Origin of the sequence: Candidatus Ponderosibacter sp. Uisw_141_02 (genome assembly GCF_048087665.1) — a bacterium.
GTDB lineage: Bacteria > Pseudomonadota > Alphaproteobacteria > Puniceispirillales > Puniceispirillaceae > UBA3439.
On sequence record NZ_CP159807.1, the window covers coordinates 439,365 to 466,235 of the forward strand.

Genomic DNA, 26,871 nt, shown 5'->3' on the forward strand with positions numbered 1-26,871 from the left:
CAATATGGCATAAGATGGGTTCATCATGGAAGAGGGCGATCAGCAAAACAGCGGCGATAACGCGCCCTATCTGACGATTAGCGAGCTCTCACGCGCCGTAAAGACAACGGTTGAGACTGCTTTTGAGTTTGTGCGGGTTCGCGCCGAAATTTCGCGCCCCAATAAAGCCCCGTCCGGCCATCTTTATTTTACCTTGAAAGATGATCGATCCACCCTTGCAGCTGTGTGCTGGAAAACCATGACAGCCAATCTTGCGGTCCAGCCTGAAGAAGGGCTTGAGGTGATCGCGACGGGTCGTCTGACCACCTTTGCCGGTCAGTCAAAATATCAGATCGTTGTTAGCCAGATCGAAATTGCTGGTGAAGGTGCATTGCTGAAACAGCTTGAAGACCGCCGCCGGATGCTGGCGGGTGAAGGCCTGTTTGATCAAGACCGCAAAAAGAAAATTCCGAAAATGCCAACAACCATTGGCGTTGTCACCAGCCCGACAGGCGCGGTTATCCGCGATATTCTGCACCGGCTCCAAGATCGGTTTGGCGTTCATGTGCTGGTTTGGGGAACGCTGGTTCAAGGGCGTGATGCGGCGGCGCAGGTTGCCGCTGCTATTCGCGGTTTTGACGCGATGCCCGAAGATGGCAGCCTGCCGCGCCCAGATGTGTTGATCATCGCGCGCGGTGGTGGGGCATTAGAAGATTTATGGGCGTTTAACGAAGAAATCGTTGTGCGGGCAGTTGCCGAGTGCCGTATTCCGGTGATTTCGGCCATCGGCCATGAAACCGATACAACCTTGATTGATTTTGCCGCTGATTTGCGCGCCCCGACACCAACCGCGGCTGCCGAACTTGCCGTTCCGGTCAAAACCGATCTTGCCGCCTATCTAAGCGAGGTGAATGCGCGTTTGATGCGGGCAACAGCGCGCAAGCTTGAAAATGCTGGCCAGCAAACAGCGCTGGCGGCACGCGGCCTTGTTGATCCGGCAGATTTGATCCAGCGGCGGGCACAAAGCCTAGATTATGCGCTTGGCGGGCTGTTTCGCGGGCTTGATCAATGGTTGTCGGCGCGCGCCTTGCGGCTATCGGGTCTGGCTGGACGATTGCAGCCGCCTGCAACCAAGCTTGCCGAAGCCGCTGGGCGTTTATCGCAGATCGGCCAGCGTTTTGAGCAACAATTCGCCACCAGCCTCGCAAATCGTCAGCAAAAGATTGATAATATTGCTAAATTGCTTGATGCTAATTCCTTTGAGCGCGTTCTTGATCGCGGCTTTACGCTTGTTACTGATGCTGCTGGTGCGCCCATCAAACGCGCCGCAGCAGCCCCCGATCAGGCGAATGTCATGATCCGGTTTGCCGATGGCACGCGCGGGGCGGTTTTAAATGCCAATGCCAGTGCCGGAGGTATGGCGCAGCCGGTCAAGGCGATCTCAAATCCAGGGTCAAATCGGGGGTCAAAACCAAAGCCAAAACCGGCACGAAAACCAGCAGATGACGACCGGCAGGACAAGCTTTTCTAGCTAGATGTTTTTTCCCCAGCGGCGATGCGGCCAGAACCATTGTTCGGGAGTGGTGCGAATCCAGCTTTCGATTTCGTGGTTAATTTCGGTGGCCAAGGCCAAAACCGCCGCATCATCTGCCGTGTCGGGCAGTGTAATTGGCGGTGAAATCGTCACCCGAAACCGGCAGGCACCAAGCCGCTCGGTTCGCATATAAAATAGCGGCACCTGTTTTTTGACGGCAATTTTAATATGGCTGATCGAGGTGCGGGCGGGATGCCCGAAAAAGGGAACCGAAACGCCTTCACGAAGCTGTTGATCAACAAGAAGACACATCATCTGCCCTTTGCGAAGCGCGCTAACCATGCCAAGCGCGGCCTCGCGGCCTTTGCGGTAAATATCGCCGCCATAGGTTTCTTGGCGTCGATGCAAAAGGCCCGACAAAAGTGGATTATTCAACGGCCGGTAAATCGCCGCCACTTTTTTGCCAGTTGTCAAAGCGGCAAAGGGACCAAATTCCCAATTGCCGATATGCGCCCCAATCAAAAAGCCGCCACCTTCAAGCACCTTTAGATGGTCAAGCCCGACAAATTCAACCCAGCCCTTATCGACAATTGAATTGATATGCGGATATTCGCCAAAGACCCGTCCGAGATTACGCCACATTGCGCGTAAAATCCGGTCTTTTTCGGCATCATCAAGATCTGGCATGGCATGGGTGAGATTACGAAGCGCACGGTTATGCCACGGCGTCAAAGGTGCCATAATCCCCAAAAGCCCACCCATTGCGCAATTGGCAAAGCGCACTGGCAGCAAACGGGCAAAATAGAAAAGGCCAAAGCCAAACAATGCTTCAAGCGGCCAGCGAATGATTTGCCGAAACCATTTTTGTGAAATCTGACCCGCCGAAAATGCCATTTTGGTCAGGCTCCTTTTTTGGCGATGGTTGCAATGATAGCATCCACGAGCGCATCCGCAGCGTCAAGATCAAGCGATACCGGCAAAAACCCAATCCGTTCTCGCCATTCGGCAGGCAGGCGAACCCAGTCTTTTTTTGTGGTGACAAGCGCGGCACCAAGACGGGCTGCATCTTCTTGCAGCCTGACCAAATCAGCCTCGCTATAGGGGTGGTGATCGGCAAATGCCAAGCTGCGAACAAGATTTGCCCCCGCTGCCTTCAAGCTGGTAAAAAACCGGTTTGGGCGGCCAATACCGGCAAAACCCATCACCGGATCGCCGTCAAGCGCGTCGATGATGCTTTGATCAGCCGTCAGATGACCTGCAAAGACAGGCATATGGGGCTGTAGCTTTGATGTGATATCGGTTTCATCATTACCATTGATTATGGCAGCGTGAATGGTTTTGATGCCGCTTTGCAAGCCAATGCGAAGCGGACCTGCGGGAATCAGCCAGCCATTGCCAATGCCAACATTGCCATCAAACACACCAATGGCAAAATCTTTGGCGATATAGGGATGCTGCAAACCATCATCCATTAAAATTACATCATGATTGCCATTAGCCGCGATCATTGCGGCACCGGCAACCCGATCACGCGCCACCAAAACATCACGGCTTTCGCCAAGCATTAACGCCTCATCACCAACCTCATTTGCGTGGTGAAGACTGGGATCGACCCATAAAGGCCGCTTTGCCGTTCCGCCATAGCCGCGAATTAGAATTGCCGGCTTGTGACCGCGGACTTGCAATTGGTCATATAAAAACGAGGTCACTGGCGTTTTGCCAGTGCCGCCAGCACTAAGATTGCCAATACAGATGATTGGTAATGCCGTTTTTGTTTCATGCGCCAGCGCATTGCGAATGAATGTTGCGCCTGCCCACAAGCCTGCAAATGGCAGCAGCAGCACGGCCAGCAATCCTCGGTTTGTCCAGAAATCAGGCGTTTTTATCATGGTTTCGTCTTGATCATCTGTTGGTCTTGACGGGTTGTTTCATTGTTTCTAGCACAATTTTTCGCGCGGCGATGTTAGAGCGTTCATTTGCCGCCATCGCATAGGCTTTTGCCGCGCTGGCAATGCGGCGGCGTGCCGGCTTGTCATTTGCAATGGCGATCACCAGCTTGGCAAGCTTTTGACCGGTTATCGTGGCATCAAGCCCACCATCGGTTTCTGCCACATCAAACACAACCCCCACATCGCGAAGGCCAGCAAATTCGGCGCTGTTTTTAAAAATATGCTGGCCGGTGATGATCGGCAAGCCGAAAGCCGCTGGCTCAAGCGGGTTATGCCCGCCTTTCGGCATGAAGGAACCGCCAAGAATAACCAGATCGGCAAGGCTGAACAGGCTGCCCATCTCGCCAAAGCTGTCCATGATGTAAAGGTTATGATCCTTGGACGGAAATTGGCCAAGGCTTCGTTGTGGTGCGCCGCCGCTTGCCGCGGCAATCTGGCTGCCCCGATCGGGATGGCGCGGCGCAATGATTGTCAGCCAGTTATCGCCAAGCGCATTGGCAGCGGCGATCATGCTTGCATCTTCGCCATCATGCGTTGAGGCGGCAAGCAAAATTTGCCGTTTGCCAATGGCGGTTTTCAGGCTTTGGCAAAGGGCTGGATCGGCATCTGCCATCGTGCCAAGCTTGAGTGACCCTAAAACGGTGATAATATCGGCTGGCGTGCCAAGGCGTTGAAATTGCGCTGCCTGCGCATCATTAACGGCCAAAACCATTTGCGGTGCCGCAAAAACCGCCTTTGCCATTGCTGGCTGTTTCGTCCAGCGGTGAAAGGCGGTGCTGGATAATTGGGATGAGGCAAAAATGACCGGAATTGCCTTGGCTGCGGTTTTTGATATCAAATTGGGCCAGAAATCGGATTCCATGAAAATGGCCAATGTCGGTCGGGTGTGCTGCAAAAATTGATCGACAAAATGCGGGTGATCAAGCGGCTGAAACGCATGTGATAGCGCCATGCCATTGGCGCTTTCTCGTTCAACCATCGCCGCGGCGCTAACCGTGTTGGTGGTGATCAGAAATCTGGCTTTTGGCAGGGTGCTGGCAAGCGCTTTGGCAAGGCCGATGGCGGCCACGGTTTCGCCAACACTGACCGCATGAATCCAGATCGCACCTTTTATTTTTTGATCAAGTTGGGGCTGGCCAAACCGGTCTTGAAGGCGGCTGGCAATTTCCTTGCCGCGCCATGCACGCAAACGCAAAATCAACGGGATCAATGGGCGCAGCAAATGCCAAACTAGATTATATAGGCCAAAGGTCATTGCGGCGGCTCGATAAAAAGTCGGTCAACCGCATCAGCCTGAGCATTCAGCGCATCTTCAAGCTGTTGACGGGCGGTTTCGAGCTGGTCTTTTGAGATATCATCAAGATAGATCGGATCGCCAATGATAAACCGGCCACGGGCAAACGGTTTTGGAATGATCAGCCGATCCCAGCCGGTGGCACGCCAGTAACGGTCAACTGACCAGCACATTGGCACAATCGGTTTTCCGGCCATTTGGGCAATCGCAACAGGCCCAAGCGCCGATTTGCGGGCCGGGCCGCGCGGCCCATCAGGCGTGATAGCAACAGATTCGCCACGATCAAGAACGCGTTTTAATCCGCGTAATCCCGACAGCGGGTTGCGGTTTGAACTACCCCAAACCGTTTTTACTCCAAAACAGCCAATCGCATGCGACATCATGCGGCCATCAGGATGTGGCGATTGCAGCGCGTGAAGCGCAAAGGCCGACGGCCAAAGCCATGGCATGGCCATGACCCGTTCATGCCAGAACACCATGATAATGCCATTCTGGCTGGCCATGAATTGATCGGATTTTTCCTGATCAACCGTCCGCCAGCGAACAGTGACCATCAAAAGCGCGATGATGCTGCCAATTGTCCAGCCAACAAGGGCATTGCCAAATGGCGATCGTATCAATTTTTTTATCATGCGCTCGAAACTGCGTTGGAGTTAAATCATCTGCCCCCGAACCCTAGCATGTAAGAAGGTAATTGCGGAATGGGCAGATGCAAAAATAGCTGATCAATTATGCATTGGCGCGCTTTTTTGCAAATATGCCAGCCAAACTGCGATCAATGCTTTTGGATTGGGTGGCAAATTGCTACAGTTGGCTTGCGGTGAATGTGCCGTGTCGCCGTCATGGCCTGATGCAAATGGGCATTGGTCATTGAAAAAGATATCGGCATTTTTTTGATAGGATTGTCGGCTTGACCGAAACGAAACGCCCAAAACAGGTCAATCGTGACATTATAAGGCGGATTTGGCAGGGCTGGATTGCAGGCTATTTGCCGCGCCTTATCACGGCGCTTTTGCTGATGATTGTCGTGGCGGCCAGCGCGTCAGCCTATCCGCTTTTAACAAAATATATTTTCAATGGGCTTGCCGATGGCAGGGCGGATGAAATCATCTGGCTTGCACCGCCGGTGATTATTCTGTTTGCGCTTGTCAAAGGCACGGCATTATTTGCGCAAACGGTCATGGTGAATGCGCTTGCGCTTCGGGTGAGTACCGATTTGCAAAAAGATATGGCAAAAACCCTGATCGAGGCCGACCTTCAAACCATCACCCGTGAACCGGCAGGGGTGTTCATGTCACGCATCATGAATGATTTGAACCTGGTTCGTGAAGCCTTGGTCAGATTGGCCAATAATCTGGTTCGTGACAGTTTAACCATTGTGGTTTTGATTGGCGCGATGATCTGGCTTGATTGGCTGATGGCGCTTGTCGTGATTGGTGTCTATCCGCTGGCAATGGGGCCGATCATCAAGATTGGCAACCGCCAGCGCAAAGCCTCGGGAAATCTGCAAACCCATATGGAAAGCGTGACCGCGCTTCTTGCCGAGACCTTGCAAGGGGCGCGAATGGTTAAGGCTTATCAGCGCGAAGATGCTGAAACATCGCGAACGCATCAGGCTTTTGATGGGCTATATGGACGGCTTGTTGGGCTATTAACAGGTCGCGCCAAGATTGATCCGATCTTGGAAGTGGTCGGCGGGATTGCCGTTGGCGGTGTTGTTGCGCTTGCCAGTTGGCGTGTTGCCAATGGCGATATGCAGGTTGGTGATGTGATTGCCTTTATCACAACGCTTATTTTGCTGGTGCAGCCGGTGCGCGCCATTGGCACCTTGAATGCGGTCACCCAAGAAGGGCTTGCCGCTTGTGAGCGTATTTTGGCGCTGTTGGATACGCCGCGCATGATTACTGATCGGCAAAATGCGCCGGTGCTGGCGGTGAAACAGGGACAGATTGCCTATGATAATGTTGGATTTGCCTATGGTGATGGCAACGCAGCAGCGCTTGCGGGAATCAGCTTTACCGCCAAGGCAGGCCAGATCATCGCCTTGGTCGGTCCTAGCGGTGCTGGCAAAACCACGGTGATTAACCTGCTTCCGCGCTTTTTTGAGGCGAGCAGCGGGATAATCACCATTGATGGCCAGCCAATTAGTGATGTGCAGATTGCCAGCCTTCGCCGCGCCATATCGCTTGTTAGTCAGGAATCGGTGCTATTTGATGATACGGTTGCGGCCAATATTGGCTTTGGTCGCCAGGGTGCCAGCCGCGAAGATGTCGAGGCGGCGGCGCGGGATGCGGCGGCTGATGCTTTCATCTGCGCGCTTCCCGATGGCTATGACACAATCGTTGGTGCAATGGGAAACCGGCTTTCAGGCGGGCAACGCCAGCGCATTGCCATTGCCCGGGCGATGTTAAAAGATGCGCCAATTCTGCTGCTTGACGAGGCCACCGCTGCGCTTGATGCCGAATCCGAACAACAGGTTCAAACCGCGCTTCAAAAATTGCAGGCCGGACGCACAACGCTTGTTGTCGCGCATCGTTTGGCAACAGTGCGCAATGCCGATTTGATTTTGGTGATGGAATCGGGGCGCATCACTGAACAGGGAACGCATGATGCGCTGATGGCCAAAAACGGCCTTTATACAAGGCTATGCCAATTGCAGTTCTTTGATGATGAAAAGGCCGGCTAGATTGACGCAGTCCAACTAACCTTGCCTATTCACGGCGAAGAATCGTGTCGGTAAGCCTGACAGCCCAGCCTTGTGCCATAAAATTTGCTGCTAAAGCGTCAGGATCATAAATGGTTTCAACCCAGTCGAAAAACGCCATGCCTTGGTCTTCATAGGGGATATAGGCCGCAAAAAACGCATCAAGAAGACCGGTTTTTGCCGCTTTGACATGGCCATATTTCCACGCAAGCTGAGCCATTGCAACGCGTGTGGGTTGTTTTTTGGCAATCAACAGATAAAGTGCCGACATTAACCCAGCACGATCAGCACCCGATTTGCAATGCATCAATGCTGGTGTTTTGATCGCGGCAAAAAGATCACGCGCTTCATACAGCATTTCTTTTGACGGCGCGGCGCGTGACCGTGCGGTGAAATCAAGAAGGGTAATGCCAGCCTTGGCACAGGCCTCGGCTTCAAGCTGCCAGCCGCCATCCTGGCGTGGCCCGCGCAGATTGATAATGGTTTTGATGCCGTTCTGACCTAATGCGGCAATGCGCGATGGCCCGGGTTGATTGCTTCGCCATAGATCGTCGCTAACAAGATGCTGGTTATGCCAACAAAGACGCAAGAAACCATGATCCTTAAAGATCAGGTCTAGCCAATCGGCGACCCCGCGCCGTTTTCCGGGCGGGGCGGTCCATTTCATGATCCGGCGACCATCATGCTGTCAAGGCGAAGTGATGGTGATGCGACACTGTCGCGAAGATCAATGTCATTTGCTGCGGTCATCTGCATAAACATTTCGGCCAGATTACCGGCAATTGTGGCTTCGGTGATCGGATGGGTGATCTGGCCTTTGGAAATCCAGAATCCACCCGCACCACGGCTGTAATCGCCGGTGATCATATCAACCGAACTGCCAATCATTTCGGTAATTAAAAAACCCTCGTCAATCTCGGCAATCAGCGCATCACGGCTGATGGTCGAATTTTCGATGTAAAAATTACTGGCACCGGGTGATGGGGCGCTGCCAAGGCCGCGTCGCGCATTGCCGGTTGGTGTCATTTCCAGCTTGGCCGCCGAAGCAAGATCAAGAAACCAGCCGGTTAACACGCCGTCATCAACCATAACGCGCCGTTGAACCGCCAGCCCCTCGCCATCAAACAGGCGCGAGCCAAGCCCACGCGACCGCAATGGGTCGTCAACAAAACAAAGCCCTTTGCTGGTAACCTGTTTGCCAAGGCTGTCTTTTAGAAAGCTTGTGCCGCGCGAAATTGATGCGCCATTGATTGCACCAGCCATTGTGCCAACAAGCGATGCGGCGACCCGCCGGTCATAGATTACTGGAAATTTGCCAGTTTTGGGCTTTTGGGCACCAAGTCTTGCCAATGTTCGGCTCGCTGCATTGTTCCCAACTTCTTCGGCTGGCTGCAAATCGCTTTCATAAACGGCAGCGCTGTAATCATAATCGCGTTCCATATGCCCGTCTTGTTCGGCAATGACCACGGTTGATACGCCATGCGATGATCGTTTGTAACCGGCAAGAAAGCCATTCGATGTGCCAATCAGAACATCGACAATGCTATGACCGGCATCGGCACCATCAGATGTTTTGATGCCCTTATGTGACAAGGCGGCATCTTCGGCGCGTGCGGCTCTTTCGCGAAGGCGTTCGCTATCTGGCATGGTTTCGTCAAACATATCCAGATCGGGAATGGATTTGGCGATTTCGGCATCGGTGGCAAGCCGTACATACGGATCTTCGGGTGCCAACTTGGCCATAGCCACAGCGCGTTCGGCCAGATTTTTGATATTTTCCGGATCGAGCTGGCTTGTTGAGATTGACGCGGTTCGCTGGCCGATAAATACGCGCAATCCGATATCGAAATCTTCGGAACGCTCGCTGGCTTCGACCTTGCCAAGCCGCAGGCTGATGCTATTGCTTTGACCACGCGCCAGCATTGCGTCGGCACCATCGGCTCCGGCGGTTTGGGCGGCGTCAAGCAATTGGGCGATAAGGTTTTGATGATTTGTGTCCATATATTATCTGATACCCTGCGCCATCACATAATTCAACCGCTTGTCGTCCTGCTTGATTAGGTTTATGAATGCGTCATGGAATTTAAAGTCTTTATTGATGGTGAGGCGGGGACAACCGGCCTGAAAGTCGCAGAACGTCTGCAAGAGCATCCGCATGTCCAAATTTTGCGGGTTGATGAGGCCGAACGCAAAAATGCGGCAGCGCGTGCCGACATGATGGCGGCAAGTGATGTAACCATTCTGTGTCTTCCCGACGAGGCCGCTATTGAGGCGGTCACGTTGGCGCAAGCATCACAAACACGGCTGATTGACGCATCTTCGGCGCACCGGATCGACCCCGATTGGGTTTACGGCTTTGCCGAATTACAGCCCGGTCAACGTGACGCCATTGCCAATGGGAAATTGATCACCAATCCGGGTTGTTATCCAACCGGCTTTCTGGCCTTGGCGCGACCATTGATTGCCAGCGGGCTATTGTCTGATACGGCACTTGTCTGTGCGCCAGCGGTCAGCGGCTATAGTGGCGGCGGCAAGGCGATGATCGCAATGCATGATGCCGGTGATCTTCATCCCGCCTTTAGCTATGGCACGAATTTACAGCATAAGCATCTTGGCGAAATGACACTTTATTCCGGCTTGAAAACGCCGCCTATTTTCATGCCGTCGGTTGGCGATTTCTATGCTGGTATGCTTGTTCATATGCCGCTTCATGCCGATCAAATTGAGGGGTCTGCCACCGCGGCAATGATTTATAATTGTCTTGCCGATTGGTATGATGGGTCGGCTTTGGTGCGCATGGGGGCGGCGGCTGCCAATCATGCCGATGTGCCGCCAATGCTTGCTGCCGATGCGCTTGCTGGGCGCAATGATATGGAATTATTCGTGTTTAGTGATGCCACTGAACAGCGTTTCTGGTTAACCGCACGGCTGGATAATCTTGGCAAAGGCGCGTCTGGTGCTGCGGTGCAGAACATGAATATTGCCCTTGGCCTTGATGATCATTTCGGGCTCAGCTAACCAGTCGCGGCCGGTCAGGCCAAGCTGTTGTTCGGATGGCCAGCGTTTCATTATTTTAGGGTAGGGCGAATCAAGATGCGGTTTCATGGTGGCGATGATCTTGTGAAAATTGCCGATTCTGCTTCCTTTCTAACGCCAGTCAGCGAAATTGATCGCGCCCACAAATATCCCTATCACGCCCCATCGGGCGGCTTTGTTCTGTCAAATGGCGATTTGTTTCATCTTGATGAATCGCATCTAAGCCATGATCATAAAGATGGTATTCTGGCTGGCCGGACGGCGGTTTTATCGGTTGGGTCCAATCGGGCGCCGGTGCAATTGCTGCGGAAATTTGGCGTGCGTGCCACAGTGCCGGTAACGCCAGCAAGATTGCATGATTGTGATATCGTCCATGCGGCGATTTTGGGCTATTACGCAGCGGTGCCTTGTACGGCTTTTCCATCATCAGGCACCATTGTGCAGCTGAATGTTGCATGGCTTGATGATGATCAATTGATCCAGATGCACCTAACCGAAGGCATTGGTGTTGCCTATGATTTTGTTGAAATGCAAACCGTCGAACATCAATTCAAATTGCCAATTGCGCCGGTATTCGGCTATGCGGCGCGTGCTGGTGTTCTGGATTGTGGTGATGGCATGCCTGCCGGTCTGGCGGCGATTCCGGTCGTGGGGCGGCAATTTGCAACGCTGACCCAAGATCAGGCCGCCACCAAATTACGCCAGCTTGCCAAGGTTGATGATGATCGGACAATGCCGCAATTCATCGCCGAAATGCAGGCAGATAAAGCGGCGCGTGATGCGATTATTGACCGGTTGCGCCCCTTTGCCATCCAGCCGCAAAATCCGCCATGGCAATTGCAGGTGGTTCAGATTGACGGCATTGACGCCTATTTATGACAGCCTGAACAAGTTTGGTTAGATGGCAAGCAGCCGATCAAGCACCAATCCGGCGACAAGCAAAAGACCGGCATTGCGATTTGATTTGAAAAGCGCCAGCGCCAAAACGGCATCATTGCCTTTCAGCCGCCAAATTTGATGGCCAAGATGAACAGCCATGCCAGCAAGGCCAAACCAGGCGGCGACAAACGGTTGATGATCAAATCCCAATAACCCAGCCGCAATCAAACCGATTGCCAGACAATAGGCGGTTGCGACCCCAGCTTTGATATGATGGGCAAAGGCAAGGGCGGATGATTTGACCCCGACAATGCGGTCATCTTGCATATCTTGAATGGCGTAAATCGTGTCATAGCCGAAAACCCATGCGGCACAGCCTGCATAAATCAGCATGATTGATTGATCGGGAAGGGTGCCAGTCACGGCAACCCAGCCAAGAAACACCCCCCATGAAAATGTGAGTCCAAGCACAAATTGCGGAAACCAAGTCACACGCTTGGCAAGTGGATACAAAACCACAAGAGGCGCGGCGGCAAGGCCAACATAAATCGCCAGAACCGGCAGTTGAAACAGGATAAACAGGCCAATCAGCCCAAGCATTAACAAGAACAGGCCTGCCTGCAGCATCGAGATGGTGCCAGCGACAAGTGGCCGTGCGATGGTGCGGGCAACGCGCTGGTCAAGCTGGCGATCCCACATGTCATTAATGATGCATCCCGCAGCGCGCGTGGCAATGGCACCAACCAGAAACAGCATCATGATCCAGACCATTGCGCCAAGGCTGGGTGCGCCAAGCGCAATCGACCACCAACCCGGAAGCAAAAGCAACCACCAGCCAATTGGCCGGTCAAGTCGTGCCAGATAAATGAAGGGATGCCATGATGCGGGCAGCCAATGCCACCAGCCGCGCGACTGGATATCCGTATGGGGTGAAGGGGTGCCAATAGTCATGCGGTTAGTCATTAGCGAAAAAAGCGGTAAAAAGCAAAAATGTTTCACGCCAAGACTGCTTGTCAGGATTTATAATGAACAGTACATATCAAAAGATGGAACAAACAGATATCAAAGCGCGTCTTTATATTGATGCGCCGCTTGCCGCAGGTGCCGTTATCGCGCTGCCATCCGATCAGATGCATTATTTGCTTCATGTGCTTCGTTTGAATCTTGGCGCGGTGATTGGTGTTTTTAATGGTGTTGATGGTGAATTTAACGCGTCAATCTCTGCGGTGGCGAAAAAGCAGTGTTCGATCACCATCGCTGATCAGCGCCGCCAGCAGATATATTGCCGTGATTTATGGTTGCTATTCGCGCCGGTGAAAAAAGCCCGCCTTGATTTCATTGCCCAAAAAGCCAGCGAATTGGGCGTGCGGGTAATCTGGCCGGTCAAAACCGATTATTGCCAGATTAGCCGGGTTAATGATGACCGGCTGGCGGCGAATGCGATTGAAGCTGCCGAACAGACCGAACGTCTGGATATAGCCGAAATCAGATCTTTTGATCCATTACATGACGTTCTTGCCGCCTGTGACGATGATCGTCTTTTGATTTGGTGTGATGAGGCGAGTGCAGGGCATCCGGCTTTGAATATCACCACCGCGCTTGCCGCCGCGCCACCGCATGACAAGGCGGCTATTTTAATCGGGCCAGAAGGCGGGTTTTCACCGGCTGAGAGACACGATTTGCAGACAAGAATTAAGTGTTTGAAAATTTCCCTAGGGCCGCGCATATTGCGCGCTGATACCGCCGCCATTTCGGCACTTTCCTGTTACCAGTCAATTTGCGGAGATTGGCAAAGCTAGCCATTTAATCTGGCTGAAACCGGCTTGGGTGATTTATGTCATCATGGCCTGAATGCAAAGGGCAAACCGCATGGGTAATCATAGCACGATCATCAAAGATGTCGGACAGCTTGTGGAATGGCTAGCCAAAGGTGAAAAACCGGCTGTTGATTGGCGCATTGGAACTGAACATGAAAAATTTCTGTTTCATCGTGATAGTTTGCGGCCTGTTGCCTATGACGGCGATAGCGGCGTTGAGGCAATGCTCAATGCGCTTTGCAAGGTGATTGGTGACAAGGCAACACCGATCATTGAAAAAGGCAAAATCATTGGCCTGAAAGATGGTGATGGCGGGTCTGTGTCGCTTGAACCTGGTGGGCAATTAGAATTATCGGGCGCGCCTTTGTTGAACCTACATCAGACCTGTGCCGAAACCGGCCGCCATTTGCGCCATATGCGGGCAGTGTCATCGGCGCTTGGGGTCGGGATGCTTGGCATTGGCTTTCAGCCAAAATGGCGCCGTGACGATATTTCATGGATGCCAAAAGGCCGCTATCGGATCATGCGAAACCATATGCCGAAAGTCGGCACAATGGGGCTTGATATGATGCTGCGTTCTTGCACAGTTCAGGTAAATCTTGATTATGCAGACGAAGCCGATATGCGGCGGAAATTTCGCACATCGCTTGCCCTGCAACCAATCGCAACAGCCCTTTTTGCCAATTCGCCTTTTAAAGATGGCAAACCGTCTGGCTGGTTATCGGGGCGCGCGCATGTTTGGACCGATACGGATAATGCAAGATGCGGCGTGCCGTCTTGTGTGTTTGACCCGCATTTTGGCTATGAACAATGGATTGATTATATTCTTGATGTGCCGATGTATTTTCTGCATCGCGGCGAAGATTATGTCGATGTTGCCGGAAAATCTTTCCGCGATTATCTGTCGGGAACGCTTGCCGGTTTTGAGGGCGAACCGCCGCAAATGGCCGATTTTGAAGATCATATTACCACTGCCTTTCCCGAAGTGCGGTTAAAGCAATATCTGGAAATGCGTGGTGCTGATAGCGGGTCTTGGGCCAATATCTGCGCGCTTCCTGCCTATTGGGTTGGGCTATTATATTGTGATGATGCGCTGGCTGAGGCCGAAGATCTGGTTCGTGATATCGGTGCTGATGATGTAATGGCGGCGCGCTTGTCAGTGGCAAAGGACGGGCTTCGCGGAAAGCTTGGTTCGCATGATGTCGCCACCCTTGCCAAAAAGACCATTGATATTGCCTCAAAAGGGCTGCGTAACCGTGGCATTTTTGATGATGGCGGTGATGATGAAAGCGGGTTCTTGCAGCCATTGCGTAAAGTGATTGCAACGCAAAAAACACCAGCTGAAGTGATGCTTGATCTTTATCATGGTGATTGGGCAGAAGATATTGATCAGGTTTTCACGTCAAACCAATATTAACAGCATCGAAATTGCCGCCAGATTTAGCTGTGCCGCGCATTAAGGATTCTTAAATCATGCCCGTCTTGCTGCTTGTGGTGTTTATAAATTTCGTCGGCATTGGCGCGCTGATTCCGGTATTGCCCTATACGGTGATTGAAACGCTTGGCTTATCGGCAACGGTGATGACGCTGCTGCTGGCGTCATTCGCCTTTGCCATGTTTTTATCAAACCCGCTCCTTGGTCGTTTGTCCGATTATATTGGCAGGCGGCCAGTGCTGATTGTAAGCCTTGCGGTCAATGTGCTTGCGCATATCTGGTTTGCCTTTTCCAGTGATATTGTGCAGATGTTCGCCGCGCGGATTCTAGCGGGTCTTGCTGCAGGCAATACAGGTGTGATTCAGGCGATGATTGCCGATCGTGTTGCGGCCAAGGATCGGGCTCGCTATATGGGGCTATTTGGTGCGGCGATTGGCACTGGATTCGTTGCTGGGCCAGCTCTTGGCGGGCTGTTTAGCGGGTTTGGTGACGGCCCGCTTCATCAGGCACCGTTTTTGCTGGCTGCCGGTTTCGGCATTATCGCCTTGTTCTTGTCGATGCGGCTTACCGAAAGCGCGGCAAAGGCACCAGCTGAAAAAGCACCGCCAGCACCACTTGGCATCCGCATCATGACGGTTTTGCGAAGCGAGCTTGCGCTTTATGCTTTGGCCTTTTTCTGTTTGAATTTGTCCTTTGCGCAGGTCGAAGCAAGCTATATTCTGTTGCTTCGTGACTATCTTGGTTTTGGCGCAACCCAAACTGGCTGGCTATTTACTTATATCGGTGTCTGTATTGTCTTGGTGCAGGCCGGATTGATCAATGTTGCGGTAAAATGGTTTGGCGAGGTTGGCACTGTCGGGTTTGGTGCCAGCATGCTGGTATTTGGACAGATCATCACGGCGTTATTATCGGTCGGGTTTTTGATTGGTGATGCCTATCCGCTGGCACAAATCGTTTTAACGACAACCGCGGTTTGTTTTGGCTTTGGCTTTAGCAATCCGGCATTGTCGGCAGCGGCAAGCAATGCGGCTGGCAAAACAACAATGGGCGGTGCGCTTGGCACGGTTCAGGGCTTTGCCTCGCTTGGGCAGGTGGCCGGATTGGTTCTGGCCGGCCCTTTATACCAGCTTGGCGGATCGCATTATCCTTTTGGCTTTGGTGCCTGTATCACATTTATTTTGCTAATTGTTGTGATCGTGCTGAAACGACGCCCAACCATCAAGACCGCCTAGCCAAAGCTTGGTGATAGGTTACGGTCTTCAGGAAACGTGAAAGCCTTGCGTGCTAATGGCTAGGCCGCTTCGGTGCCGCCAACCGTGACCCCGCCCATTTTGACGGTCGGCTGGCCGACGCCAACCGGAACGCTTTGTCCAGCCTTGCCGCAGGTGCCGATACCGCTATCAAGCTTGGTATCATTGCCAATCAAGGTGATTTTTGACATGGCGTCAGGCCCATTGCCAATCAGCGTTGCGCCTTTTACCGGTGCGCCAATCTTGCCATTTTCAACAAGATAGGCCTCGGCCGCTGAAAAGACGAATTTACCAGATGTGATATCCACCTGACCGCCGCCAAAATTCACCGCATAAATGCCTTTTTTCATCGAAGCAACAATCTCTTGCGGGTCGGCATCGCCATTTTCCATATAGGTATTGGTCATGCGTGGCATTGGGGCATGAGCATAGGATTCGCGCCGCCCATTGCCGGTGGCGTCAACGCCCATCAGCCGCGCATTCTGCCGGTCCTGCATATAACCTTTCAAGATGCCATCTTCGATCAATATATTCCGGCGGCTTGGCGTGCCTTCATCATCAACAGTAATCGAGCCGCGACGATCGGCAATCGTTCCATCGTCAATGACGGTAACGCCTTTGGCTGCCACTTGCTGGCCAACACGGCCACTAAACACGGATGTGCCTTTCCGGTTGAAATCGCCTTCCAGCCCATGTCCAACCGCTTCATGAAGCATGACACCGGGCCAGCCAGCACCAAGAACAACTTCCATTTCACCAGCGGGTGTCGGCACGGATTGCAAATTCAAAATGGCAATGCGCAACGCCTCATCGACTTGTGACTGCCAGCTTTCCGGGCTAAGCCACTGATCCAGCATCACCCGGCCGCCAGCCCCGGCACCGCCGGATTCCATACGTCCATTCTGTTCAACCGCAACCCAGATATTGATTCGTACCAAAGGCCGGATATCGGCAACGCGGATACCATCGGCACGCATGATCTGCACCGCCTGCCATGATCCGGTCAGGCTGGCGCTAACCTGTTTCACCCGCGAATCCGATCGCGAGCATAGGCATCCATTTCCTGCAACAATTTGATTTTAGTATCGAATGAGGTGGCGTTTAATGGGTTTTGATCCGAATAAAGTGGGTTGTTCGCGCCCGCGCTTGGCGCCAATGCGGCATTGCCGCTATAGCCCTTGGTTACCGCAGACACGCTGTCGGCAGCGCGCTGCAAAGCCGCTTCGGATAATTCGCCAGCATGCGCATAGCCATGCGCCTCGCCAGCCACTGCACGAAGACCAAACCCGCTTGATTGGTCGTAACTTGCTGTTTTTAGACGACCATCATCGAAGGCCAGCATTTCGGCATGGCGCATTTCAAGAAATAATTCACCATCATCGCCGCCAGCAAGCGCATCGCGCACGATTTTGCCGGTTCGTTCGAGATCGAGATTGGTACGGGTGAAAAAAAGTTCGTCGGTTTGCTGAAGCAGATCCATGATCCATCCTGACAAGACAGGTTAAAATTAAAAAAGCGCCATATAAATATATTCTGCCGCCCTTATGATGATGGCCGTGTTTGCTATGAAATTCAAGGCTTGTGGCCGCGCTCATTTGGGGGAAGATAGGCACCATGTTGGATTTTCCATCCAAAAAAAGGAAAAAAGTAAAAAATATAGCGACAGGCTGCCGCATGGGGCTTTTCTATTCAGCCCAAACAGTCTAAACAAATTCGGTTTGGTGGAAAGGTCTGTCGCCTACGCCACCTAGAGAGATTATTTTGAACGGCAGATGACGAATTTTGGGAGAGGAATCCATGCCAATCTTGGCCAAATTCAATGCGCATTTCGCGCAGTTTCTTTCGGGACGCAAGGCAGCTAACCTCGCCGGTGTTTTGTTTGGTGGTGTTGTTCTAGCGCTGACCGCATCTGGTGCGGCTCAAGCTGCTGCACCTGTGCCGTGGCAGATGGATCTGCAGCCGCCGGCCGGATCACTTGCCGAGATGGCTACCGACCTGCATAATTTGCTGTTGGTGGTGATCACGCTGATCTCGCTTTTCGTTCTTGGATTGCTGATTTATGTTGGCGTCCGGTTCCGTGCAAGCCGCAACCCGAACCCATCAAAGACATCGCACCATACGGTGATCGAAATTCTTTGGACGGTTATTCCGGTGCTGATTTTGGTTGGTATTGCCGTTCCGTCATTCCGTCTTCTTTATTACATGGACCGTACCAACGAAACTGACATGGTGATCAAGGTTACCGGCAATCAGTGGTATTGGAACTACACCTATCCTGACGAAGGCATTACCTTTGATAGCTATATGGTCGATGAGGCCGATTTGAAGCCGGGCCAGCCACGTTTGTTGACAGTAGATTACCCGATGGTCGTGCCTGAAGGCACCCGCATCAAATTGCTTATAACGGGCAATGACGTGATGCATTCATTCTTTGTGCCATCACTTGCCGTGCAGATTTATGCCTTTATCGGCCGCACCAATGAGGCCTGGATTGATGTGCCTGTTGGTAGCCAGACCTATTATGGTCAGTGCAACCAGATTTGCGGCGTAAACCACGCCTATATGCCAATTGAGGTAAAAGCGTTGCCAAAAGCTGAATATGCAGCTTGGCTAGTTGAGGCGAAAAAAGAATTTGCATCGAACGATATCGTTCCTGTGCAACCAGAAGTTACTTTGGCTTCAGCCAAATAATTAAGCGAAGAGGATTTAACAATGAGTGCTCAAGCCCACGCTGATCACGGCGCACCTTCAAGTTTTGTGCGTCGCTGGCTCTATTCAACTAACCACAAAGATATCGGTACCATGTATTTGGTCTTCGCCATTCTGGCGGCCTTTATCGGCGGTGGTCTGTCTATCTATATGCGCATGGAACTTATGAATCCTGGCGTTCAATATATGGATAGCGGTCATGTTTGGAACGTATTCACCACCGCTCATGGTTTGATCATGGTGTTCTTTGTGGTGATGCCGGGTCTCATTGGTGGATTTGGTAACTGGTTCGTGCCGATTATGATTGGTGCGCCAGATATGGCCTTTCCGCGGATGAACAACATCAGTTTCTGGCTATTGCCACCAGCCTTTATCCTGCTGCTTTTGTCAGCGGTGATGGATGGCGGTGCCGGTGTTGGCTGGACGATCTATCCGCCATTGTCATCAACTGCCGGTACGCCTGGCATGTCGATGGATCTGGCGATCTTTTCGCTTCACCTTGCCGGTGTTTCATCGATTCTTGGTGCTGCAAACTTTATCACCACGATCTTCAACATGCGCACCCCAGGCATGACTTTGCACAAGATGCCATTATTTGCATGGGCCATGTTGATCACTGCCTTTTTGCTATTGCTTGCGGTTCCGGTTCTTGCTGGTGCGATCACCATGTTGTTGACCGACCGTAACTTTGGAACAACCTTCTTTATTCCAGAAGGTGGCGGTGACCCGATCTTGTTCCTGCATTTGTTCTGGTTCTTTGGCCATCCTGAAGTTTACATCATGATTCTGCCAGCCTTTGGCATTGTCAGCCACATCATCTCGACCTTCTCGAAAAAGCCGGTATTTGGCTATCTTGGAATGGCCTATGCGATGGTGGCTATTGGCGTTGTCGGCTTTGTGGTCTGGGCGCATCACATGTATACGGTCGGCCTTAGCGTCGATACGCGTGCCTATTTCACCGCAGCAACGATGGTTATTGCCGTACCAACTGGCGTGAAAATCTTTTCATGGATTGCCACAATGTGGGGCGGTTCAATCACCTTTCGCGTTCCAATGTTGTGGGCGATTGGCTTTATCTTCCTGTTCACCGTTGGTGGTGTGACTGGTGTGGTTTTGTCAAATGCTGGCTTGGATGTGGTTTTGCATAACACCTATTATGTGATCGCCCATTTCCATTATGTGCTGTCACTTGGTGCTGTGTTTGGCTTGTTTGCCGGTTTCTATTACTGGTTCTCAAAAATGACCGGTTACGAATATTCGGAAGGCCTTGCCAAGCTGCATTTCTACGTCACCTTTATCGGTGTGAATTTGACCTTCTTCCCGATGCATTTCCTTGGTCTTGCTGGAATGCCGCGTCGTTATATCGACTATCCTGACGCGTTTGCTGGCTGGAACATGGTTGCTTCAATCGGGTCTTATATTGGTGCTGCTGGTGCGATTTTGTTCTTGATCGTGATCATCGAAGCCTTTGTTTCAAAGCGTCGCGCCGAAGCCAATCCTTATGGCGAAGGTGCAACCACGCTGGAATGGCAAGTCGCATCTCCACCGCCTTACCACACCTTTGACGAATTGCCGAAGGTCAAGTAAGGCAGGGCAATAGCCCGAATTTGAAAGGCATTTTGATGGCAGTTACATCAAATCAGCAATTGATCAGTGACACCGACGGCTTGTTTGAGCCGTCGGTTGCCGATTTTTGGTCGCTGCTGAAACCACGGGTGATGAGTCTGGTTATTTTTACCGGCTTTGCTGGCATGTATGTTGCGCCTGGTGCGTTGCATCCGTTGGTGTTTGCGATCTCGCTTTTCGCCATTGCTGCAGGGGCTGGTGCCTCGGGAGCGATAAATCAATGGTATGACCGTGATATTGACGCGGTCATGACCCGCACCAAAACCCGCCCGATCCCTGCCGGTGTTATGGCACCCGCCGAAGCCCTGACAATGGGCTTGGTGATTTCGGCGCTTTCGGTTCTGCTTCTTGGTCTTGCTGCCAACTGGCTTGCCGCCGGTTTGCTTGCTTTTACCATTTTCTTTTATGCTGTTGTTTACACCGTCTGGTTAAAGCGCAGCACGCCGCAGAATATCGTTATTGGCGGGGCTGCTGGTGCCTTGCCGCCAGTCATCGGCTGGGCCGCGGTTACCGGCAGCTTGTCAATCGAGCCGTTGCTGCTTTTTGCGATCATCTTTATGTGGACGCCGCCGCATTTCTGGGCTTTGGCGTTGGTAAAGAATGACGATTACAAGGCCGCCAATATCCCAATGTTGCCAGTTGTCGCTGGATCACTTGAGACGCGCCGGCAGATTGTGATCTATGCTGTTTTGTTGGCACCGCTTGCGGTTGTGCCATCATTTATTGGCATGGCGTCGGTTGGCTATGGCGTGATTGCCGCGCTTGCTGGCTTGCTGTTTGTGGCGATGAGCCTGCAGCTTTTTAAAACTGGCGATCATAAACATGCGATGCGGCTATTTGCCTATTCAATCTTGTATTTATTCCTGCTGTTTTTAGGGCTGGTCATTGACCATGCGGTTCTTGGCTATTTGGCGGGGGCTGCCTAATGGATCGTCGTCGTCAGCCAAAGACCGGAGTTGAAATGCAGCAGATGCGTAAAAAGCGTAATCTGGCGCTGGTTGGGGTAATTGCCGGACTGGTTGTATTGTTTTACGTCCTGACCTTGGTCAAGATTGGCGGGGCGACATGATTGCGTCCGGCAACAATATTTCACCGAATGGCAACCGCCGCACCTTGGCCATTCTTGGTGCCTTGGTGTTTGGCATGGTTGGATTATCTTATGCATCGGTTCCGCTTTATGAATTGTTCTGCAAAGTCACCGGCTATGGTGGCACAACGCAGGTCGCCGACAGCGGGTCTAGCCAGATTGTCATGGGGCATCCGGTTGATGTGCGGTTTGATGCCAATGTGAATCCGGCGCTAAATTGGCAATTTGTTGCCGTTGACCGCAAAGTGACATTGAATCCGGGTGAGGAAGTGGTGATTAATTACCGCGCCACCAACCTTGGTGATACGCCAAGCACCGGAACATCTACCTTTAATGTGACGCCTGTAAAGGCGGGTCCATTTTTTATGAAGCTCGACTGCTTTTGTTTTATCGAACAAACATTGCAGCCTGGTGAATCAGTCGACATGCCGGTACGGTTTTTTGTCGATCCAGAAATTGTGACGGATGAAAATGCGCGTGATATTCAGGAAATTACCCTGTCATACACATTTTTTCCGGCACTCGGGGGCAACTCGGCGAAGAGTGGCAGTCAATAATCGAGGAGAGGTGGCTTGGTAAAATCATTGCCAGCCAGATTTTGAGGAGACGAACATGAGTGGTGCAAATAAACACCCCTATCATCTAGTAGAAGCAAGTCCATGGCCCGCCGTCGGGTCGGCCGCCGCCTTTACCGCGGCGATTGGTGGCGTCATGTATATGCATGAGGTTGCCTATGGCGTTGCCGTTTTGGGACTTGGATTTGCGCTGGTTCTGGCAACCATGTTCATGTGGTGGCGCGACATTGTTCGTGAAGCCGAATATCAAGGGCATCACACACCGATCGTTCAGATTGGTATGCGCTATGGCATGATGCTGTTTATCGCCTCAGAAGTAATGTTCTTTGTCGCATTTTTCTGGGCGTTTTTCGACCGTGCCATTTACCCGAATGATGGGGTATGGCCGCCAGAAGGCATCACCACTTTTGATCCGTTTGATCTGCCATTGATCAATACGCTGGTACTGCTTTTGTCGGGCTGTACCGTGACATGGGCGCATCATGCGTTACAGCATGGAAACCGCAAGGATTTCATGACCGGTCTGGCATTGACCGTTGCCCTTGGCGCTATTTTTACCGGTTTGCAGGCACTTGAATATAGCCATGCGCCATTCGGTTTTACTGACGGCATCTATCCGTCTGTTTTTTACATGGCAACCGGTTTTCATGGCTTTCATGTTCTTGTTGGTACCCTGTTCCTAGCAGTTTGCTGGGTCCGGGGTCGGGCTGGCCATTTCACCGCTGAGCAGCATTTCGGTTTTGAAGCTGCGGCATGGTATTGGCATTTTGTTGACGTTGTCTGGTTGTTCCTGTTTGCTGCCGTTTACTGGTGGGGCGGTTGATCTTCAACCGCTGTTTCGGGCATGATGTTCGGCAGTTGATATTGTAAAAAATCGGGGTGCTGGCGCTGGCTTAAACAGGCGTTGGCACCCCTTTTGACATGGCGATGCCATGAGGTATGAAAATGCGATTTCGCCCGTTTCTATGGTTAACGATTGTGTCCCTGCCGGCCTTGTTGGTGTTGGTTGGGCTTGGGTCATGGCAGCTGCAGCGTTTGCAGTGGAAAAATGACCTGATCGCCAGTTTTGAATCGCGTGCGGCGGCGGCGCCAATTGCCGTTCCGGCCGCTGATGCCAGCCTTGGAGATGTCGGCCTTGATGATGTCGAATTTCGCCGTTTGGCGCTGGTCGGCACTTTCCAGCATGACAAGGAAGTGTTCCTGACTGGCCGAACCTATGAAGGCAATGCCGGTTTTCATATCGTTACCCCCTTCCAGCTTGATGATGGACGAATCATTCTTATCAATCGCGGTTGGGTCTCTGAAGATTACCGCGATCCGGCCAAGCGTGCCTTTTCGCAGATCACTGGGCCGGTAACGGTTGCTGGCATTTTGCGGCGGCCGGGCGTCAAAGGATATTTCGTGCCTGAAAACGAGCCGGATAATGGGTTCTGGTTTACGCTCGTGCCAAGCCAGATCAATGCGCATCTTGGTTTGGGCGCGCAGGCGATTGGCCAATTTTATGCTGATGCGGTTCGCACGTCGGATGTTGTGACCTTGCCGATTGCGGCAAAAACGAAATTGAATTTACGCAATGCGCATCTAAGCTACGCGATGACATGGTATGGCATTGCCTTGGCTTTGATCGGGGTTTACATCGCCTTCCATTATCAGGCTGGCCGTTTGCAGTTCGGGCGTCGGCAAGAGGACTAGAGATGGATTACATCAGCACGCGTGGACAAGATGGCCCATTAGGGTTTGAACAAGCACTGCTAAGCGGCTTGGCACGCGATGGCGGCCTGTATCTGCCGGTGGAATGGCCGCGTTTCGCCAAGGCCGAAATTGCCGCGATGAAAGGCCTGACTTATGCTGAGCTGGCGGGCCGCATCATGGCTCCATTTTGTGATGGCGAAATCAGCGAGGCCGAATTGACCGCGATGGCGGCGGATGCCTATGCTGGTTTTGATGACCCGGCGATTGCCCCGCTGGTGAAATTAAATGACGATATCCATATTCTTGAGCTGTTTCACGGCCCAACAATCGCCTTTAAAGATTATGCCATGCAGTTTTTGGCACGCGCTTTTGACCGCGCTTTGGCAAAACAGCAAAAGCATGCGGTGATTCTAGGGGCGACAAGCGGAGACACAGGCTCGGCCGCGCTTGAGGCGTTTCAGGGGCGCGATGCGGTTGATGTATTTATTCTGTTCCCTGATGGCCGTGTTTCGCCAGTGCAACAGCGGCAAATGACATCGGTGATTACTGATGGTGCTTTTGCGGTTTCGGTTAAGGGCGATTTTGACGATTGTCAGGCGCTTGTCAAAACCCTTTTCAATGATCATCAATTCCGCGATCAGGTTGGGCTGTCGGCGGTGAATTCGATCAATTGGGCGCGCTTGATGCCGCAAATTGTCTATTATTTTTCCTCGGCACTTGCCTTGGGTGCGCCCCATCAAAAAGTCGCCTTTTCGGTGCCAACAGGTAATTTCGGAAATGTGTTTGCGGGCTATGCTGCGGTGCAGATGGGTTTGCCTGTCGAACGGTTGATTGTGGCATCGAATCAGAATGATATTCTGCCGCGGTTCTTCGAGGCTGGCACAATGGCGCGGGAAACCGTGGTGCCGTCACTCAGCCCGTCAATGGATATTCAGGTATCGAGTAATTTTGAGCGGTTGCTATTTGAATTGCTTGGCCGTGATGGTGCCAAGACAGCAGCTGTGATGCAGGATTTCGCAGCAAGCGGTCATTTCACCCTTGACGCTGATGTGATGGAACGGGCCTATGCGTTGTTTTCGGCCTACCGTCTTGATGATGCGGGAACGGTTGCCGAAATTGCGACAACAGCCAAGAATGACGGCATGGTTCTGGATCCGCATAGCGCGGTTGGTTTGTCAGCGGCGCGGCGTGCGCATGCTGATGGAACAGTGCCAAAAGATGTGCCGATTATCAGCCTTGCCTGCGCGCATCCGGCAAAATTTGAATCAGCAGTGGAAACGGCAACCGGTCAAAAGCCTGTTTTGCCACCGCATATGGCCGATCTGATGACGCGCCCTGAAAAAATGCAGACAATTGATGCCAATGCCGATGCTGTGAAATCATTGGTTCTGGCACGAAAGCGAAGCGTATGACAACAAGAGTGAGCGAGCTTGCGAACGGGCTGAAAATCGCAACAAGGTCGATGCCGCATGCCACCACCTTGTCAGTTGGTATATGGGTTAATGCTGGCGCTCGCGATGAAGGCGATCACGAACAGGGCATTGCGCATATGCTTGAACACATGGCCTTTAAAGGCACCAAACGGCGTGATGCGCAGGCCATTGCCACCGAGGTGGAAAATGTCGGCGGCTTTATGAACGCTCATACAAGCCGCGAAGAAACCGCCTATTATTTGCGGCTATTGCCCGAGCATCTTGATCTTGGCGTTGATATTCTTGCTGATATTCTGACCGAATCAACCTTGCCTGAATTGGAAATCGAACGCGAACGCGGCGTCATTATTCAGGAAATTGGGCAATCGCTTGATACGCCAGATGATTTGGTCTTCGATTTGTTTTCAGCGGCCTGTTATGATGGTCATACGCTTGGGCGGCCGATTTTAGGGACAGTCGACAGCGTTTCGGCATTTCGCCAGCAAGATTTGGAAGCGTTTTTGCGGCGTCACTATGGCGCAGGTCAAATGCTCGTTTGTGCTGCCGGATCAGTTGATCATGATGATCTCGTTCAGCGCATTGACGAACGGCTTGGCCATATCGGCAATGCCACATCGGCGATGCGCCATGCCGCATCATGGGCAGGCGGCCGCAAAATGGCCAAGCGCGATCTTGAACAATCGCATATTGTTTTCGGGCTTCCGGCCAAAATTGACACAATGGCTGAACGGTTTTCTTTGATGGCGTTATCGACCCTTTATGGCGGCGGCATGTCATCACGATTATTCCAGCAGGTGCGCGAAAAACGCGGGCTTTGCTATTCGATTTTTTCATTTTCATCCCTTCATTCCGACGGTGGCAGCTTTTCGGTCTATGCTGGCACATCTGCCAATCAGGTTGATGAAATGTTGGCGGTATGCGCGGATGAATTGGCCTCGGTGGCAGGCGGCGTGCAAGCTGATGAAGTGGCGCGCGCCAAAGCCCAGATTCGCGCTCATCTATTGATGAGCCGTGAATCGGTTTCAGGGTGCGGCGATGCGCTGGCACGCCAGATCATGCTTTTTGGGCGGCCACAATCGGATGCTGAATTGCTGGCTGCGATCGACGAAATTGACGGGCATAAGATCGCCGCAATGGCGGCCAGCCTGATTTCCGGAAATGCACCTGCAATGGCCTGTGTTGGGCCGTCTTTGGCGGTAATGTCGAATGATGATTTGGCGGCGCGGCTCGCTGCCTAGGCTGTGCCTGCATCGGCAACATAATGCGCTGGATCAACGCCAAGGGTCGCATAGGCCTTGTCCCAGATATCGTCACTTTCAACACTGAATAAAAGATCGCTGCTTGCTGGTAGGTTAAGCCAGACATTGGCGGCCATTTCCTGTTCCAGCTGGCCTGCATGCCATCCAGCATAGCCAAGCGAAACAATTGAATGAATCGGTCCGGTACCATTGGTGATATCGCGAAGGATATTGACGCTTGAGGTCAGGCCAATGTCATGCGTTACGGCAACGCTTTCGGGGCGCATATGATCTTGGGAATGCAGCACAAAGCCGCGCGTGCTTTCAACCGGCCCACCAATATAAACGGGCTGGTCGCCGTGGAACCGCGGCGCGCCCATTTCCAGTGTTTCACATAGATGCCCAAGGTCAAGCTGGGCTGACCGTTGATTGATCACAACGCCCATTGACGCATTTTGGTCATGTTGGCACATCATGATGACGCTATGTTGAAAGCGGCTGTCATCAATATGAGGGCTGGCAATCAAAAGTTGGCCTTGCAGGCTGGCCGCAGCACCAAAAGGCGTCACATGATGCAAATGATTGTCTGTCTGACTTGTATCTTTTCTAACCGTCATTATTTACACTAGACAGC

General features: G+C 52.3%; 24 protein-coding genes and 1 pseudogene. 16 read left to right on the forward strand and 9 right to left on the reverse strand.

The window, feature by feature from the left end; all coding sequences use genetic code 11:
• Positions 1–25 precede the first annotated feature (25 nt).
• A complete protein-coding gene (xseA, locus tag ABXT40_RS02195; protein ID WP_443646207.1) occupies positions 26–1,510 on the forward strand; it encodes an exodeoxyribonuclease VII large subunit in 1,485 nt (494 codons plus the stop codon).
• Here the strand turns inward: xseA and ABXT40_RS02200 are convergent, their stop codons facing one another.
• The 4 genes from ABXT40_RS02200 to ABXT40_RS02215 are packed head-to-tail and all read right to left on the reverse strand — an operon-like array spanning position 1,511 to position 5,388.
• Positions 1,511–2,407 carry a lysophospholipid acyltransferase family protein gene (locus tag ABXT40_RS02200; protein WP_443646208.1) on the reverse strand — a complete coding sequence of 299 codons (897 nt, stop codon included), beginning with the start codon at positions 2,405–2,407 and terminating at the stop codon, positions 1,511–1,513.
• A gap of 5 nt (positions 2,408–2,412) precedes the next feature.
• Positions 2,413–3,402 carry a tetraacyldisaccharide 4'-kinase gene (gene lpxK / locus ABXT40_RS02205; protein ID WP_443646209.1) on the reverse strand — a complete coding sequence of 330 codons (990 nt, stop codon included), beginning with the start codon at positions 3,400–3,402 and terminating at the stop codon, positions 2,413–2,415.
• A gap of 13 nt (positions 3,403–3,415) precedes the next feature.
• Positions 3,416–4,717 (reverse strand): 3-deoxy-D-manno-octulosonic acid transferase, encoded by a 1,302-nt coding sequence (locus ABXT40_RS02210; protein WP_443646210.1) that lies wholly within the window; start codon positions 4,715–4,717, stop codon positions 3,416–3,418.
• Complete coding sequence (locus ABXT40_RS02215) at positions 4,714–5,388, reverse strand: lysophospholipid acyltransferase family protein (protein WP_443646211.1); 675 nt, start codon at positions 5,386–5,388, stop codon at positions 4,714–4,716. Before ABXT40_RS02215 ends, ABXT40_RS02210 begins: the two co-directional genes overlap by 4 nt.
• Before the next feature lie 278 nt (positions 5,389–5,666).
• Here ABXT40_RS02215 and ABXT40_RS02220 point away from each other — a divergent pair, with 278 nt between their 5' ends.
• The gene (locus ABXT40_RS02220; protein WP_443646212.1) at positions 5,667–7,442 is read left to right on the forward strand and encodes an ABC transporter ATP-binding protein; all 1,776 of its coding nucleotides are present in this window, start codon (positions 5,667–5,669) and stop codon (positions 7,440–7,442) included.
• A gap of 25 nt (positions 7,443–7,467) precedes the next feature.
• Here ABXT40_RS02220 and ABXT40_RS02225 read toward each other — a convergent pair whose 3' ends face one another.
• Together ABXT40_RS02225 and ABXT40_RS02230 are read right to left on the reverse strand one after the other, a co-directional pair.
• Positions 7,468–8,127, reverse strand: a complete 660-nt coding sequence (locus ABXT40_RS02225) for a fused DSP-PTPase phosphatase/NAD kinase-like protein (RefSeq protein ID WP_443646213.1) — start codon at positions 8,125–8,127, stop codon at positions 7,468–7,470.
• Positions 8,124–9,461, reverse strand: coding sequence for a TldD/PmbA family protein (locus ABXT40_RS02230; protein ID WP_443646214.1), 1,338 nt, complete (start codon positions 9,459–9,461; stop codon positions 8,124–8,126). Before ABXT40_RS02230 ends, ABXT40_RS02225 begins: the two co-directional genes overlap by 4 nt.
• A gap of 75 nt (positions 9,462–9,536) precedes the next feature.
• On the opposite strand from ABXT40_RS02230, the gene argC reads away from it, so the two are divergent.
• Both argC and ABXT40_RS02240 read left to right on the forward strand, forming a co-directional pair.
• Positions 9,537–10,478: an N-acetyl-gamma-glutamyl-phosphate reductase gene (gene argC / locus ABXT40_RS02235; protein ID WP_443646215.1), complete on the forward strand. Its 942-nt coding sequence runs from the start codon at positions 9,537–9,539 to the stop codon at positions 10,476–10,478.
• Positions 10,479–10,553: 75 nt separating this feature from the next.
• On the forward strand, positions 10,554–11,375 hold the full coding sequence (locus ABXT40_RS02240) for a hypothetical protein (protein ID WP_443646216.1): 822 nt from the start codon (positions 10,554–10,556) through the stop codon (positions 11,373–11,375).
• Between the two features lie 18 nt (positions 11,376–11,393).
• On the opposite strand, the gene ubiA is transcribed toward ABXT40_RS02240, so the two are convergent.
• A complete protein-coding gene (gene ubiA, locus ABXT40_RS02245; protein ID WP_443646217.1) occupies positions 11,394–12,326 on the reverse strand; it encodes a 4-hydroxybenzoate octaprenyltransferase in 933 nt (310 codons plus the stop codon).
• Between the two features lie 74 nt (positions 12,327–12,400).
• On the opposite strand from ubiA, the gene ABXT40_RS02250 reads away from it, so the two are divergent.
• The 3 genes from ABXT40_RS02250 to ABXT40_RS02260 all read left to right on the forward strand — a co-directional run bounded on the left by ABXT40_RS02250 (position 12,401) and on the right by ABXT40_RS02260 (position 15,859).
• Positions 12,401–13,174: a 16S rRNA (uracil(1498)-N(3))-methyltransferase gene (locus tag ABXT40_RS02250; RefSeq protein ID WP_443646218.1), complete on the forward strand. Its 774-nt coding sequence runs from the start codon at positions 12,401–12,403 to the stop codon at positions 13,172–13,174.
• Positions 13,175–13,244: 70 nt separating this feature from the next.
• Positions 13,245–14,609, forward strand: coding sequence for a glutamate--cysteine ligase (locus ABXT40_RS02255; protein WP_443646219.1), 1,365 nt, complete (start codon positions 13,245–13,247; stop codon positions 14,607–14,609).
• Between the two features lie 56 nt (positions 14,610–14,665).
• Positions 14,666–15,859, forward strand: coding sequence for an MFS transporter (locus ABXT40_RS02260; protein ID WP_443646220.1), 1,194 nt, complete (start codon positions 14,666–14,668; stop codon positions 15,857–15,859).
• Between the two features lie 59 nt (positions 15,860–15,918).
• Here ABXT40_RS02260 and tldD read toward each other — a convergent pair.
• Positions 15,919–17,357 (reverse strand): annotated as a pseudogene (tldD, locus tag ABXT40_RS02265) (metalloprotease TldD).
• Positions 17,358–17,674: 317 nt separating this feature from the next.
• Between tldD and coxB the strand changes: the two are divergent.
• The 9 genes from coxB (at position 17,675) to ABXT40_RS02310 (ending at position 26,237) form a co-directional block, all read left to right on the forward strand.
• A complete protein-coding gene (gene coxB / locus ABXT40_RS02270; protein ID WP_443646221.1) occupies positions 17,675–18,568 on the forward strand; it encodes a cytochrome c oxidase subunit II in 894 nt (297 codons plus the stop codon).
• 21 nt (positions 18,569–18,589) lie between these two features.
• Entirely contained in the window at positions 18,590–20,173 is a 1,584-nt protein-coding gene (gene ctaD, locus ABXT40_RS02275; protein WP_443646222.1) for a cytochrome c oxidase subunit I, read from the forward strand.
• 35 nt (positions 20,174–20,208) lie between these two features.
• Positions 20,209–21,138, forward strand: a complete 930-nt coding sequence (gene cyoE, locus ABXT40_RS02280) for a heme o synthase (protein ID WP_443646223.1) — start codon at positions 20,209–20,211, stop codon at positions 21,136–21,138.
• A complete protein-coding gene (locus ABXT40_RS02285; RefSeq protein ID WP_443646224.1) occupies positions 21,138–21,281 on the forward strand; it encodes a hypothetical protein in 144 nt (47 codons plus the stop codon). Before cyoE ends, ABXT40_RS02285 begins: the two co-directional genes overlap by 1 nt.
• Positions 21,278–21,856 carry a cytochrome c oxidase assembly protein gene (locus ABXT40_RS02290; RefSeq protein WP_443646226.1) on the forward strand — a complete coding sequence of 193 codons (579 nt, stop codon included), beginning with the start codon at positions 21,278–21,280 and terminating at the stop codon, positions 21,854–21,856. Before ABXT40_RS02285 ends, ABXT40_RS02290 begins: the two co-directional genes overlap by 4 nt.
• A gap of 55 nt (positions 21,857–21,911) precedes the next feature.
• Positions 21,912–22,697, forward strand: coding sequence for a cytochrome c oxidase subunit 3 (locus ABXT40_RS02295; protein ID WP_443646227.1), 786 nt, complete (start codon positions 21,912–21,914; stop codon positions 22,695–22,697).
• A gap of 122 nt (positions 22,698–22,819) precedes the next feature.
• Positions 22,820–23,566 (forward strand): SURF1 family protein, encoded by a 747-nt coding sequence (locus ABXT40_RS02300; protein ID WP_443646228.1) that lies wholly within the window; start codon positions 22,820–22,822, stop codon positions 23,564–23,566.
• A 2-nt stretch (positions 23,567–23,568) separates the two neighbouring features.
• The gene (thrC, locus tag ABXT40_RS02305; RefSeq protein ID WP_443646229.1) at positions 23,569–24,978 is read left to right on the forward strand and encodes a threonine synthase; all 1,410 of its coding nucleotides are present in this window, start codon (positions 23,569–23,571) and stop codon (positions 24,976–24,978) included.
• Positions 24,975–26,237 (forward strand): M16 family metallopeptidase, encoded by a 1,263-nt coding sequence (locus ABXT40_RS02310; RefSeq protein ID WP_443646230.1) that lies wholly within the window; start codon positions 24,975–24,977, stop codon positions 26,235–26,237. Before thrC ends, ABXT40_RS02310 begins: the two co-directional genes overlap by 4 nt.
• Here ABXT40_RS02310 and ABXT40_RS02315 read toward each other — a convergent pair.
• Complete coding sequence (locus ABXT40_RS02315) at positions 26,234–26,854, reverse strand: YqgE/AlgH family protein (protein WP_443646231.1); 621 nt, start codon at positions 26,852–26,854, stop codon at positions 26,234–26,236. The two genes, ABXT40_RS02310 and ABXT40_RS02315, sit on opposite strands and share 4 nt — an antisense overlap.
• Positions 26,855–26,871: the final 17 nt, after the last annotated feature.